This is a genomic window from Actinokineospora cianjurensis, assembly GCF_003663795.1.
Classification (GTDB): Bacteria; Actinomycetota; Actinomycetes; order Mycobacteriales; family Pseudonocardiaceae; genus Actinokineospora; species Actinokineospora terrae.
In genome coordinates this window covers 925,398-938,664 of the sequence record NZ_RCDD01000002.1, presented here as the reverse complement: position 1 = coordinate 938,664, position 13,267 = coordinate 925,398, and the positions used below count along the sequence as shown (strand labels likewise).

General features: G+C 71.9%; 8 protein-coding genes and 1 pseudogene. 3 read left to right on the top strand and 6 right to left on the bottom strand.

From position 1 onward, the window contains the following. Nucleotides 1-425: 425 nt before the first annotated feature. Together CLV68_RS18695 and CLV68_RS18690 are read right to left on the bottom strand one after the other, a co-directional pair. On the bottom strand, nt 426-2,039 hold the full coding sequence (locus CLV68_RS18695; protein WP_147460061.1) for a methyl-accepting chemotaxis protein: 1,614 nt from the start codon (nt 2,037-2,039) through the stop codon (nt 426-428). A gap of 124 nt (nt 2,040-2,163) precedes the next feature. Continuing rightward, on the bottom strand, nt 2,164-3,567 hold the full coding sequence (locus tag CLV68_RS18690) for a histidine kinase (protein WP_246009959.1): 1,404 nt from the start codon (nt 3,565-3,567) through the stop codon (nt 2,164-2,166). A gap of 201 nt (nt 3,568-3,768) precedes the next feature. Here CLV68_RS18690 and pabB point away from each other — a divergent pair, with 201 nt between their 5' ends. The 3 genes and pseudogenes from pabB to CLV68_RS35245 all read left to right on the top strand — a co-directional run bounded on the left by pabB (nt 3,769) and on the right by CLV68_RS35245 (nt 8,014). Then, a complete protein-coding gene (pabB, locus tag CLV68_RS18685; RefSeq protein WP_121392101.1) occupies nt 3,769-5,829 on the top strand; it encodes an aminodeoxychorismate synthase component I in 2,061 nt (686 codons plus the stop codon). A gap of 145 nt (nt 5,830-5,974) precedes the next feature. Further along, nucleotides 5,975-7,021: pseudogene (locus CLV68_RS35250) on the top strand (glycerophosphodiester phosphodiesterase family protein); the annotation flags it as partial. Beyond that, nucleotides 7,007-8,014, top strand: a complete 1,008-nt coding sequence (locus CLV68_RS35245) for a glycerophosphodiester phosphodiesterase family protein (protein ID WP_246010001.1) — start codon at nt 7,007-7,009, stop codon at nt 8,012-8,014. The pseudogene CLV68_RS35250 and the gene CLV68_RS35245, both read left to right, overlap by 15 nt. A gap of 177 nt (nt 8,015-8,191) precedes the next feature. Here CLV68_RS35245 and pgl read toward each other — a convergent pair whose 3' ends face one another. The 4 genes from pgl to CLV68_RS18660 form a co-directional block, all read right to left on the bottom strand. Next, on the bottom strand, nt 8,192-8,905 hold the full coding sequence (gene pgl / locus CLV68_RS18675; protein ID WP_121392099.1) for a 6-phosphogluconolactonase: 714 nt from the start codon (nt 8,903-8,905) through the stop codon (nt 8,192-8,194). Beyond that, nucleotides 8,902-10,029, bottom strand: coding sequence for a glucose-6-phosphate dehydrogenase assembly protein OpcA (opcA, locus tag CLV68_RS18670; protein WP_121392098.1), 1,128 nt, complete (start codon nt 10,027-10,029; stop codon nt 8,902-8,904). Before opcA ends, pgl begins: the two co-directional genes overlap by 4 nt. 70 nt (nt 10,030-10,099) lie before the next feature. Then, nucleotides 10,100-11,632, bottom strand: a complete 1,533-nt coding sequence (gene zwf, locus CLV68_RS18665) for a glucose-6-phosphate dehydrogenase (protein WP_121392097.1) — start codon at nt 11,630-11,632, stop codon at nt 10,100-10,102. Continuing rightward, nucleotides 11,629-13,254, bottom strand: coding sequence for a glucose-6-phosphate isomerase (locus CLV68_RS18660; RefSeq protein ID WP_121392096.1), 1,626 nt, complete (start codon nt 13,252-13,254; stop codon nt 11,629-11,631). Before CLV68_RS18660 ends, zwf begins: the two co-directional genes overlap by 4 nt. Nucleotides 13,255-13,267: the final 13 nt, after the last annotated feature.

Below are 13,267 nucleotides of genomic sequence, written 5' to 3'. Positions count from 1 at the left end.
GGCGTCCGACACTGACTGTTGAACGCCGCAGGTGTGGGCAGGGCAGCGCAACGAGTCTCACCCAGCGTGTCGACGACCGGACGCACAACGCGTGCCAACGACACCAGTCTACCCGAGAAACCGCACGTCAACCCTGACACGGGGGGCCGTTCTGGTCCACAAAAGGTGATCATGGACTAGCACCATAAGACCAAAAGTAGGTGGACTTGTTTTGTGGGGGGACGGCACACGTAGCGTCGTTCGCGGCAGGGCCTGCTTTTCGGCCCCTGCTTTGCGGTTCTGCCCGGGTGTCGTAGGGCACCGAGAGCCACCGACAGACCGCTCCCAGCGAACCACAGGCTGTGGATAACCCACCCACCCACACCAGGCAAGACAGACAGCTGCCCCGCGTTCACGAGGAACGCGGGGCAGCCTTCGAGCGGGGATCAGTAGCGGAACGCGCTGATCAGGGTGCGGAGGTCGGCGGAAGCCTCGCTCAGGGTCTCCGCGGTGCGCTTGGCGGCGCTGGCGGCGGAGCTGGTGTCCTCGGTGGCGGTGGCGAGGCCGCCGATGCCGTTGCCGATCTGGACGACGGCGTTGGCGGTTTCGTGGACGTTGCGGCTCATCTCGGCGGTGGTGGCGGTCTGCTCCTCGACGGCGGCGGCGATGACGGTCTGGGTGTCGCAGATGGAGCTGACGACCTGGCCGATCTGGTGGATGGCCGAGGTGGCCTCCGCGCTGCCCTGCTCGATGGCCTTGATCCGGCGGATGATGTCCTCGGTGGCCGTGGCGGTCTGCTGGGCCAGTTCCTTGACCTCACCGGCGACCACGGCGAAGCCCTTGCCGGACTCGCCTGCGCGGGCCGCCTCGATGGTGGCGTTGAGGGCCAGCAGGTTGGTCTGCTCGGCGATGGAGCTGATCAGCTTCACCACGGCGCCGATCTCGGCGGTGGCCTCACCCAGGGCGGCGACGGCCAGGTTGGCGGTCTCGGTGTCGCGGACACCGTCGGTGGCGACGTCGGCGGCGCGGCTGGCGTTCTGGGTGATCTCGTCGATCGCGGCGCGCATCTGCTCCGAGGCGCTGGCCATGGCGGTGACCATGTTGGACACGTCGGTGGCGGTCTCGTTGATCGAGTTGGCCTCCAGGCTGGTCTCGCCCGCGGTCTCGGCGAGCTTGCCGCTGACGGTGGTCAGCTCGCTGGACGCCCCGGCGACCTCCTCGGCGCGGGCGGCGACCCGACCGATGAGCTCCTGGGTGCGCTCGGCGAGCAGGTTGAAGCCGTTGGCGACCTCGCCGAGCTCGTCGGCGCGGCCCTGCTCGATGCGCTGGGTCAGGTCGCCACCGGCGATCCCGGCCAGCCCGGCGCGCAGCCTGCTCAGCGGCTTGGTGATCGAGCGCACCAGCAGCACGGTCAGCCCGGCACCGGTGAGGAACGCGGCGATGGCCAGCAGGATGGTGGTGAGCACGCCCTCGTTGGCGCGGGTACCTGCCGTCGCGATGGCCGCGGCCGACTCGGCCTCCACGTCCTGGACCAGCACGTCGATCCGCGCGGCGATCTTGTTGAAGATCTCGATCTCGTCGACCGCGACCAGTTCGTTGGCCTTGAGGTAGTCGGCCCACGCGCCGGAGCGGTAGTCGCCGACGATCTCCTCGTCGAGCTTCATGAAGTCGCCGAACAGCCCGGAGATGGCGGTGATGTCGGCGGTCTGGTCGGCGTCGAGGCCGAAGGACTGCAGCGCCGCGAGCTCCTTGCGGAACGACTCGGCGGAGGCCAGGAAGGTGGCGCGCGCGCCGGTCGTGTCACCGGTGGCGTTGGGCACCGCCCGCATCACGTCGAAGGCGTAGGCGGTCTGCCAGCCGTTGAAGTCACCGGACCGGAACTTGACCTGCATCGCCAACTGGGTCAGCTGCCTGGCCCTGGCGATCTCGTTCGCGGACTCGCGTTCGCGCTCCATGCCCGACACCGCGACCGTCGCCAGTGCCGCCAGCAGCACCAGCAGCACGGCCATCGCCGCGCCTACCCTGACACCGACCCGCAGGTCCGAGATTCGCTTCAGCATGTGCCACCGTTCCACTCGCGCGGATTCACCGCGGGTCTTGGCTCCGATCGCCAGGCCCTTCGGCGGGTGGTGGTGGAAGTTGAGGCGAACGCACCGACATGCCCCGATTGCGCTATCGGGCCGGTCAGTCCGCCAGCGGGTACCTGGCCCTGACCTCGAAACCCCCGTTGTCGGTGGGCCCTGCGTGGAAGCTGCCGCCGAGCAACCCGGCCCGTTCACGCAGCCCCAGCAGGCCGTGGCCGCCCGAGGGCAGGGTGCCCACGTGCCGCCGCCGCGGCGGGTCGTTGCGGATCTCCACGACCAGGGCGTCCGCGTCGGCGACCACCCGGACCGAGGTCCACGAGCCGGCCGCGTGCTTGCGCACGTTGGTCAGCGCCTCCTGGACCGTCCGGTAGGCCGCGCGCGACACCGGGCCGGGCGTGTCGGCCGGGCAGGCGTCCATGGACAGCCGGATGTCGGCGCCCTGGGTCAGGTCGGCGATGTCCTCCAGGCCGGGCTGGGCCTCGTCGTCGTCCACCCCGGAGCGCAGCACCCCGACCAGTTCGCGCAGCTCCTCCAGGGTCTTGGTGCTCAGCGACCGGATGGTCTCCGCGGCCTCCCTGGTGGCCGGGTCGCGCACGTCGACCTGCATGGCGCCCGCCTGCATCGCGATCAGCGTCACCTGGTGGGAGACCACGTCGTGCATCTCCCTGGCCAGCTTCGCCCGCTCCGCCGAGCGCACCGTCGCCGCGTGCAGCCGTTTCTCCCGCTCCCGGCTGCGGGCCAGTTCCTTGAGCCGGGTGGACAGCTCCTGGCGCACCGCGAACAGCAGCCCGATGGCCACCGGCATGCCCGCCACCAGCACCCCGTAGACCACGTCGCGCAGGTGCTCGCGCCAGGTCAGGTCCAGGAACGCCGACCACGGCCACAGCATGAACCTGCTGATCCCGACCAGCGCCGCGCCCACCGCGGTCTGCCAGCTGATCAGGTGCCGCCTGGCCAGCGTGCCCAGCGCGATCATCGCCGAGAGCTGGGCCCAGCCCGCGAGGAAGCCGGGGATGGTGATCAGCAGCGCCACCAGCGGCACGTGCCTGCGCAGCAGCATCGCGGGCAGCGTCAGCCAGGACAGCCAGTGCGAGTACCACGCGGCGTCCCCGCTCATCCCCGCGTACACGTCGAGCGCGGCGACGATCAGGGCCAGCGCGTCCGAACCCAGGTCGCGAACCGCCTTGCGTTCGCGTAAGCGGGCCAACGCGAGCGGTAAGCGCAACCGGGGCAGGGTGCCCGCGGTGAGCCGGGACCGGCGCTGGGGCGGCTCGGTGCTCTCGGGGCGGGCCTCCGGGCCGACGCTGTCGGGGGTCAGCATGGGCGTCCGCACGTCCGCGCCCCCTCCCGCGCCCGGACCGGGATCCGCGGCGACGACGTCACCCGGGTCGGGGTTCGCCGCCACCCGGGACCGGTCGTGCCCGCCCGCGCGCTGGGAGGGGACGCCACCGCGGGCGCTACCATTCTCCCGGTCCTGGGCCGGGCCGCTCCGGCGCTGTGGCATGGAACGCCCTTCCTGCGACGACCTGCCGCACGGTGCTTCGCCAGCGGAGCCGGGTCGCGGCGTCGCGGGGGTGGGTCGGTGTGTGGTGTGTCGTCACCCATCAAGACAGACAACACCGGCTCCGGGACGGCGCCCGCCCAACAACTGTGCGGGAGCAAACGCACGGTGCCCGATCGGAGCAGAGGGGAGGCGGCACGCCAGGTGCGCACGCTCATCGTCGACAACCACGACTCCTTCACCTACAACCTCTACCAGGCACTCGCCCGCCTCGACGGTGCCAGGCCAACGGTGGTGCGCAACGACGAGGACTGGGACCTCGGCGGTCTGGTCGACTTCGACAACGTGGTCATCTCCCCCGGTCCCGGTCATCCTGGCGTGCCCGGTGACTTCGGTCTCAGCCGGGCCGTGCTCGCGGCCGCGCGGCAGCCGCTGCTGGGGGTGTGCCTCGGTCACCAAGGGCTCTGCCTCCTCGCGGGCGCGCGCGTCGAGCACGCCCCGCAGGTGCGACACGGGCGGCTGTCAGAGGTACACCACGACGGGCGGGATCTGTTCCACGGTTTGCCCTCTCCGATGCGAGTCGTGCGATACCACTCTCTTGCCGCGGTAGACCTGCCGGACGCTCTAGAGGCAACGGCGTGGAGCGACGACGGTGTGCTGATGGGGGTCCGGCACCGGGGACGCCCGGCCTGGGGCGTGCAGTTCCACCCCGAGTCGGTCGCGACCGAGCACGGCGTCGACCTGCTGGCCAACTTCGAGGCGATGACCAGGCAGTGGTGGACCCGTCACCCCCGGGAGTCGGTCGCGGTCCGGTCGGCCCCCGTGCCCGCGCCGCCGGTAGTGGCGCCCGAGCCGGTGGCCGGGGTGGTGGTCACGCGGACCACGGTCGCGGTCACCGCCGAGGAGGTCTTCGCCGAGCTGTACGGGGACTCGGCGCACGCGTTCTGGCTGGACAGCGCCGCGGACGGGCGATTCTCCTTCCTCGGCGACGCGAGCGGCCCACTGGCCAGGGTCGCCACCGCCGACCTGGCCGCGGGCACGGTGACGATCACCAGCGCCGGGGGAGTGGCGGTGGTCGAGAGCGGGTTCCTCGACTGGCTCGACGCCGACCTCGCCGCGCACCCGGTGACCGCGCCGCCGCTGCCGTTCGACTTCGCCCTCGGCTGGGTCGGCTACCTCGGCTACGAGCTGAAGGCCGAGTGCGGCGGCGACCGGGCGCACCGCGCGCCCGACCCGGACGCCCAGGTGGTCTTCGCCGACCGGGCGCTCGCTTTCGACCACGAGACGGGTGAGGTCTACCTCCTCGCACTTGCCGGTGATGAGGAATGGCTTAGCGCTACCGCTGCTCGTTTGGAGCGGGTGCCCGCGTTGGCGCTACCGGTGTCCCCGGCAATAGAGGTCGAGTTGACCGCGCGGCACGACCGGCCCGAGTACCTCGCGATGATCGCCGAGTGCCAACGCGCGATCGGCGACGGCGAGACCTACGAGGTGTGCCTGACCAACGAGCTGACCGGGTCCGCCGACATCGACCCGTGGGACACCTACCGGGTCCTGCGCCGCGCCAACCCGGCCCGCTACGGCGCGCTGCTGCGCCTGGGCGGCCTGTCGGTGCTGAGCACCTCACCCGAGCGGTTCCTGGCCATCACCGCCGACGGCACCGTGGAGTCCCAGCCGATCAAGGGCACCCGCCCGCGCGGCGCGACCCCCGCCGAGGACGAGCGGCTGCGCCACGACCTGGCGACCGGGGAGAAGGACCACGCCGAGAACCTGATGATCGTCGACCTCGTCCGCAACGACCTCGGCGTCTACGCCGAGATCGGCTCCGTCGAGGTCCCCGGCCTGTTCGAGGTCGAGACCTACCCCACGGTCCACCAACTGGTCAGCACCGTCCGCGCCCGCCTCGCCGAGGGCGTGTCGGCGGTGCGCTGCGTCCGCGCCGCCTTCCCCGGCGGCTCCATGACCGGCGCCCCGAAGGAGCGCACGATGCAGATCATCGACCGCCTCGAACAAGGCCCCCGCGGCATCTACTCCGGCGCCATCGGCTACTTCTCCCTCACCGGCGCCGCCGACCTCAGCGTCGTGATCAGGACCATGGTGCTGCGCGACGGCCAGGTGTCGTTCGGCGTGGGCGGCGCGATCATCGCCCTGTCGGACCCGGCGGCGGAGTTCGAGGAGACGGCGGTGAAGGCGACGACGATGGTGGACGTGCTGGGGGCTCGCTTTCCGGGACGGGTTCCGTTGGGTGGCGGCCGGTCGCTGGGCTGAGGTGCGCCTGGGTTGAGGGGTGCCGGGCGGGTTCTGCGGGGGATCGCAGGTCGGTGGGGTGATCGCGGGTGGTGGCGGTCGGGCGTTCGGCTGGGGGTCATCCGGGGGTCATGGGGTGTCTCCTTTGGGTTGTCAGGATCCGGCCATGACGACCCCTTCTCTGTTCGTGCGCGCCGGTGTGGTGGCGGTGGCGGTGTTGGCCGTCGCGGCCGCGGTGCCCGGTGTGGCCGCCGCGCACCCGCACCAGCGTGAGTTCGACCTGCAGGCGCACCGCGGTGGGCTCGGGTTGCGGGTGGAGAGCAGCCTGAGCTCCTTCGGCAACGCGCTGCGCCTGGGTGTCAGCACCCTGGAGCTCGATGTGCAGATCACCGAGGACGACCAGGCGGTGGTCACCCACGACCGCCGCGTCGACGGCCGCAAGTGCCGCGACACCGCCCCCGCCACCGCGGGCGACCCGGAGTTCCCCTACGTCGGCAAGTACGTCAACACCCTCACCCTCGCCCAGGTCAAGACCCTGGACTGCGGCTCGACCCCGCTCGCCGGGTTCCCGCGCCAGGAGCTGACCCCCGGGTCGCGGATCCCGCTGCTGAGCGAGGTCTTCGCGCTGGTCGAGCGCTACGGCGCCGACGACGTGCGGTTCAACATCGAGACCAAGGTCGAGGCGGGCGCCCCGCAGGAGACCGCGCCGCGGGAGAAGTTCGTCCAGATCACCGCGCGGGAGGTCCAGGCCGCCGGGGTGTCGCGCCGGGTGAGCATCCAGAGCTTCGACTGGGGTTCGCTGATCCGCATGCGCCAGGTCGCGCCCCGGCTGCCCGTCGTCGCGCTGACCAACTACGACTTCCTGCAGACCGGTCAGCCAGGCAAGTCCCCGTGGCTCGGCGGTCTGGACATCGACGACTTCGGCGGCGACCCGATCAAGGCCATCAAGACCTTCGGCGCCACCGCGTTCTCCCCGGTGCACGGCTTCCCCCAGGGCGGCACCGTCAACGACCCCGGCTACCGCCCGTACGTCACCGCCGACCTCGTGCGCCACGCCCACCGCAACGGCGTCAAGGTCATCCCGTGGACCGTCGACGACGTCCCCACCATGGCCAAGCTGATCGACGACGGCGTGGACGGTCTCATCACCGACTACCCCGACCTGCTGCGCGGCCTGCTCGCCCAGCGCGGCTACCGCCTGCCCAAGGCGTACGCCTCCCCGTTCGACGTCCAGGGCCACCGCGGCGCGCGCGCCGTCCGCCCGGAGAACACCCTCGCCGCCTTCCGCTACGCACTGGCGAACCCCGCCGTGTCCACTTTGGAGCTTGACACCGGCATCACCGAGGACGGCGCCGTCGTCGTCATCCACGACCGCACCATCAACGGCTCGCACTGCGTCGACACCGCCCCGGTCCGCCCCGGCGACCCGGAGTTCCCGTACGTGGGCAAGCGGGTGCGCGACCTGACCCTCGCGCAGGTCAAGACCCTCGACTGCGGCTCCAAGACGCTCGCCGAGTTCCCGCGCCAGGTCGCCGTGCCCGGTGAGCGGATCCCGACGCTGGCCGAGGTGTTCGCCGCGGCCAGGGTCCGCTCCGACATCCGGTTCAACATCGAGACCAAGATCAGCCCCACCGCCGACGACACCGCGCCGTACGAGGTGTTCACCCGCAAGGTGGTCGGCGAGATCAGCCGCGCCACCGTGATCGGCCGCACCACCCTGCAGTCGTTCGACTGGCGCACCATCGAGCTGTCCAAGCGGATCCAGCCCCGCCTGGAGACCGTCGCCCTGGTGTGGCAGTACGGCCCAGCCGAGTGCGCCACCGTCGCCGACGAGTGCTCCCTGCAGGCCGCTTACGGCAACCCCGCGGTCAAGTCCCCGTGGACCGGCGGCCTCGACTGGTGGAAGTCGCGCGACCTGGCCAAGCTGGTCCGCCAGTCCGGCGCCTCGACCGTCTCGGCCAACTGGCAGGTCCACGACCCCGCCCAGGGCACCGTGGTCAGCCCTGACTGGTACCTGCGCCAGGACCCGTCCTACTTCCACGGCCCCGACATCGCGGGCCTGCACCGCAAGGGCCTCAAGGTGGTCCCCTACACCGTCAACGACGAGCCCACCATCCAGCACGTCATCGACCTCGGCGTCGACGGCCTCATCTCCGACGACCCCGACCTGCTGATCTCCGTAGCCAAGCGCAACGGGCTCCGTTAACTCCTCCCGCCACCCACCCCCTCATCCCCGCCCGGCATCGTCCCCGACCTGGCGAGTTCGCCACCGCTTGGGCGACACGACCGTCGCGGGAGCCTGTGAGCGGCTTGTGGGCGCTCGCTCCGCAACGACAGTGGCCGCACCTCGAAGTGAGGTGCGGCCACTGTCGTGTGTGGACTGTCAGCGCCCCGCGGCTGCCTTGTCCAGCAGCCAGAGGGTCAGCTCGCGGCCCTGCGCGCCCGCCGCCGGGAGGTCCACTTCGGACGCCCCGGACAGCGCGGTGGTGACCGCCTCGGCCTTGCTGGTGCCCGTGGTCATCAGCCACACCTGCGACGCCTGGCGGGCGGCCGGGAGGGTGAGGGAGATGCGGACCGGCGGCGGCTTCGGGCAGTCGCGGACCGCGACGACCGTGGCCTCGGTCTCGTGGACGGCGGGGGAGTCCGGGAACACCGAGAGCGTGTGCCCCTCCTCGCCGACCCCGGCCAGCAGGATGTCCAGCGTGACGCCGTCGAGTTCCTTGGCGTAGGCGGCCGCGGCCAGTTCGGCGTCGTCGCCGTACGGGCCGTCGGACGGGGCCACCGCGTGGATGCGGCCCTTGGGGATCTTGATGTGGTCCAGCAGCGCGGCCCTGGCCTGGGTCTCGTTGCGGTCCGGGTGCTTGCCGGGCAGGAACCGCTCGTCACCCCAGAAGATGTCCACAGTGGACCAGTCGATCGCGGTCGCCGCCGTGTTCACCCGCAGGTGCTCCAACACCGCCGTGCCGGTGCGGCCGCCGGTCAGCGCGATCGCGACCGAGGGCTGGGTGGCCTGCAGGTCGGTGATGGCCGTGACCAGCCGGGCCGCCGTGGCGCTGGCCAGCAGCGGTGGGTCGGTGTAGACGATCACGCGGTTCATGACTTCCCCTTGCCCGCCCTGGCGGGCGCCCTGGTGGAACCCGCGGCGCGCGGCTTCTTCGCCGCGCTCGTCTTCCCGGCCCCGTTCTTCGCGGCCGCGCCGCCGGAGTCCTTGGCCGTCAGCGCGGCCTCGGCGTCGGCCGCCGTCACCACCGGGGTGTCGTCCGGGGCGGCCGGGGCCTTCGTCGGCGTCTTCACCGGCGTGCGCCCGCGCACGACCTTCGCCAGCCCCTTGAGGGTCTCCTCGTAGGGCTCGTCCGGGTCGAGCCTGCGCAGCTCCTCCGACAGGCAGTCGCGGACCTCGCGCCGCTGCAACGCCACCCGGCGGGCGGGCTGGCCGGGCTGGGTCAGCGTGCCCACCTTGCCGTCGGGCCGCAGCAGCTCCACCGGACCGGACTTGCGCTCCAGCGCCACCGACACGATGCCCTGCCCGTTGGCCGCCTTCACCCGGCGCACCGGCACGTTCAGCCGCGCCGCCAGCCACCCGGCCAGCAGGTCGGTCGACGGCGAGTCGGCCTCACCGGTCACCGTCGCGTCGGTGACCTTCTCGTACGGCGGCAGGTCCAGCGAGGCGGCCAGCACCGCGCGCCACAGCGTCAACCTGGTCCACGCCAGGTCGGTGTCACCCTCGGCGTAGTGCTTCTGCCGGACCTCCAACGCCTTGATCGGGTTGCGCTCGGCGGCCGAGTCGGTGATCCGGCGCTGCGCCAGCCGCCCGATCGGGTCGTCGGCAGGCCGGGCGGGCGCCTCGAACGGCCACCACGCCACGACCGGCGCGTCCGGCAGCAGCAGCGGGATCACACAACTGGCACCGGCGTCGGCGAGCGCGCCGTAGAGCCGCAGCACCAGCACCTCGCTGGCACCGGCGTCCCCGCCGACCCGGATCTGCGCGTCCAGCCGGGCCGCCGCCTTGCGCGCGCCCCTGGCGACCACGATCACCCGGCACGGGTGCTCCCGGCTGGCGTCGTTGGCCGCGTCGATCGCGTCCTCGGTCTTGGCGCCGTCGTCGGTGACGATCACCAGGGTCAGCACCCGGCCCAGGGTGGTCGCGCCGCCCTGCTCGCGCAGGTGCACCAGCTTCGAGTTGACCTGCGAGGTGGTGGTCGAGGGCAGGTCGATGATCACGGTCGCCTCCTGTGCGATCGCGGGACACCCGCACCCGGTCGGCAGCCGGGGTGCGGGACTCGGGCGGCGCTCACGGGCGCCTCCAATGACGGCCGGTACGGGAAAGCATCTTCTCAGCGGACTCCGGACCCCACGTGCCCGACGGATAACCCTCGGGCTTGCCGGTGGTCTTCCAGTGCTTGAGCACCGGCTCCAGGATCTCCCAGGACAGCTCGACCTCCTGGTTGACCGGGAACAGCGACGGCTCGCCGAGCAGCACGTCGAGCAGCAGCCGCTCGTACGCCTCCGGGGACGACTCGGTGAACGAGTGCCCGTAGCTGAAGTCCATGGACACGTCCCGGACCTCCATCGCGTTGCCCGGCACCTTCGAGCCGAACCGCATGGTCACGCCCTCGTCCGGCTGCACCCGCACCACCAGGGCGTTCTGCCCCAGTTCCTCGGTGGCGGTGTCGTCGAAGGGCAGGTGCGGGGCGCGCTTGAACACGACCGCGATCTCGGTGACCCTGCGGCCCAACCGCTTGCCGGTGCGCAGGTAGAACGGCACCCCGGCCCAGCGGCGGGTGTTCACCTCCAAGGTGATCGCCGCGTAGGTCTCGGTGGTGGAGTTCTTGTCGAACCCCTCCTCCTCCAGCAGACCGGGCACCTTCTGCCCGCCCTGCCAGCCGCCGAGGTACTGCCCGCGCGCGGAGGTCTCGCCGAACGGACCCACCGCCTTGGTCGCCTCGAGCACCTTGGACTTCTCGGTGCGCAACGCCTTGGGGCGGAAGGAGACCGGCTCCTCCATCGCGGTCAGCGCCAGCAGTTGCAGCAGGTGGTTCTGGATCACGTCCCGCGCGGCGCCGATGCCGTCGTAGTACCCGGCGCGACCGCCGAGGCCGATGTCCTCGGCCATGGTGATCTGCACGTGGTCGACGTAGTTGGCGTTCCAGATCGGCTCGAACAGCTGGTTGGCGAAGCGCAGCGCCAGCAGGTTCTGCACCGTCTCCTTGCCGAGGTAGTGGTCGATGCGGAACACCGAGTCCTCGGGGAACACGTCGTTGACGATCTTGTTGAGCTGCCGGGCGCTGGCCAGGTCGTGGCCGAACGGCTTCTCGATCACCACCCGCCGCCACTGGTCGGCGCGCTGCGGCTTGGCCAGGCCGGAGCGGGCCAGCTGCTGGGTCACCACCGGGAACGCGCCGGGCGGGATCGACAGGTAGAACGCGTGGTTGCCGCTGGTGCCGCGCAGCTCGTCGAGCTCGGCGACGGTCTCGGCCAGCTTGTCGAACGCGGCGTCGTCGTCGAAGGTGCCCTGCACGAACCGGAACCCCTCGGCGAGGCGGTCCCACACCTGCTCCCGGAACGGGGTGCGGGCGTGCTGCTTGACCGCCTCGTACACCACCTGCCCGAAGTCCTGGTCCTCCCACTCCCGGCGGGCGAACCCGACCAGCGAGAAGCCGGGCGGCAGCAGGCCGCGGTTGGCCAGGTCGTAGATCGCGGGCATCAGCTTCTTGCGCGACAGGTCCCCGGTCACGCCGAAGATCACCAGCCCGCACGGCCCCGCGATGCGCGGCAGCCGCTTGTCCCGCTCGTCGCGCAGCGGGTTCACCCAGGCGCGGGTCACCGGCCGACCTCCGCCAGCGCCTCGACCAGGCGCGCCAGCCCGGCCGCGCGGTCGGTGAAGTGCAGCCGCAGCACCGGCCTGCCGTGGTCGGCGAGCACCTGCCCGTCGCCCAACGCCTGCGCCAGCTGGAGACCGCCGAGGGTGTACGGGCGCTCCGGCACCGCGATGTCCTGCTCCACCGCGCCGGTGATCTGCAGGAACACGCCGTTCTGGTGCCCGCCCTTGTGGTACTGCCCGGTCGAGTGCAGGAACCGCGGCCCCCACCCGAAGGTGGTCTGCAGCCCGGACGAGCGGGCCAGTTGCGTGCGCAGCAGCACCGCGGAGGCGTCGTCGAGCCGGTCGAGGTAGACCTGCACCGACACGTACCCGGCGGCCGGGGCGGCGGCGAGCAGCGCGTGCACCGCGCCTGCCAGCGAGTCCGTCCCCTCCGGCAACAAACCCCCGGACGGGTGAACCTCGACCGGGCCGGAGACGAACGCGGGCGCCGGGGCGGCGGAGTCCGACGAGTCCAGCAGCGCGCGCGCCGCCTTCTTCGCCGCTTCCACGTCCGGCTGGTCGAACGGGTTGATGGCCAGCAGCCTGCCGACCACCGCCGTGGCGTACTCCCACAGCAGGATCAGCCCGCCGAGCGTGCCGGTGGTGCCGAGCACGGCACCGTCGGCAGGCGAGCCGATCGACACCGCGGTCGCGTCGTCGCCCGCGTTCGAGAACCCGGGCGACTGCGGGGTTTCCACGACGACCGGCAGCAGACCGGTGCCGCCCTTGCCGGTCGACTCGGCCACCAGCTGCTCGGCCCAGTCGCCGAAGCCCTTGATGCCGGACCCGGTGTCGGCGAGCACGACCTTCTCCGCACCGCGCGCGTGCGCCGCGCCCAACGCCGAGGCCAGCACGAGCGCCGGGTTGTCGTCGCTGTCGGCCGACAGGACGCCCACCGCGGCCTCGGCATCGTCGAGCAGGCCGGCCACGTCCGCGCCCGCGAGCCCGGCAGGCACCAAGCCGAACGCGGTCAGCGCCGAGTAGCGGCCACCCACGTCCGGGTCGGCCTGGAACACCCTGCGGTACCCGGCCTCCACCGACGTCTTCTCCAACGGGGAGCCGGGGTCGGTGACCACGACGATGTGCCGCGCCGGGTCGAGGCCCTCTTCGGCGAAGGCCGCCGCGAAGACCCGCCGGTGGCTGTCGGTCTCCACAGTGGACCCGGACTTGGACGACACCACCAGCACGGTACGGGCAAGCTCGCCCGCGAGCGCGTCGGCGACCTGGCCGGGGTCGGTCGTGTCCAGCACGACCAGCGGTACGCCTGCGGTGGCGGTGATGACCTCGGGGGCGAGCGACGAGCCGCCCATGCCCGCCAGCACCACCCGGTCGATGCCCTCGGCGGCCAACTCCGCGCGCAGGGCGTCGATCTCGGCGAGCAACGGGCGCGAACTGGTCGCCAAGGAGGTCCAGGAGAGGCGGACGCGCGCCTCCGACTCGGCGTCAGGGCCCCACAGCGTGGGGTCCTGCGCGGTGAGCCGGGACGCCACCCGGTCCTCGACCAGTTGACGCACGAGCGGGGCCGCCTCCTCGGCGAGCCGCTCGTCAACGATGGAAATTGCGACTTCTCCGGGGTGCGCTGCCATCTGCGGCGTCAGC

What these genes read in the sequence shown, in the direction of transcription:
- pgl (WP_121392099.1), bottom strand. Translation starts at nt 8,905, where the DNA reads ATGAACCGCGTGATCGTCTACACCGACCCACCGCTGCTGGCCAGCGCC.
- CLV68_RS18660 (WP_121392096.1), bottom strand. Translation starts at nt 13,254, where the DNA reads ATGGCAGCGCACCCCGGAGAAGTCGCAATTTCCATCGTTGACGAGCGG.
- CLV68_RS18690 (WP_246009959.1), bottom strand. Translation starts at nt 3,567, where the DNA reads ATGCCACAGCGCCGGAGCGGCCCGGCCCAGGACCGGGAGAATGGTAGC.
- CLV68_RS18695 (WP_147460061.1), bottom strand. Translation starts at nt 2,039, where the DNA reads ATGCTGAAGCGAATCTCGGACCTGCGGGTCGGTGTCAGGGTAGGCGCG.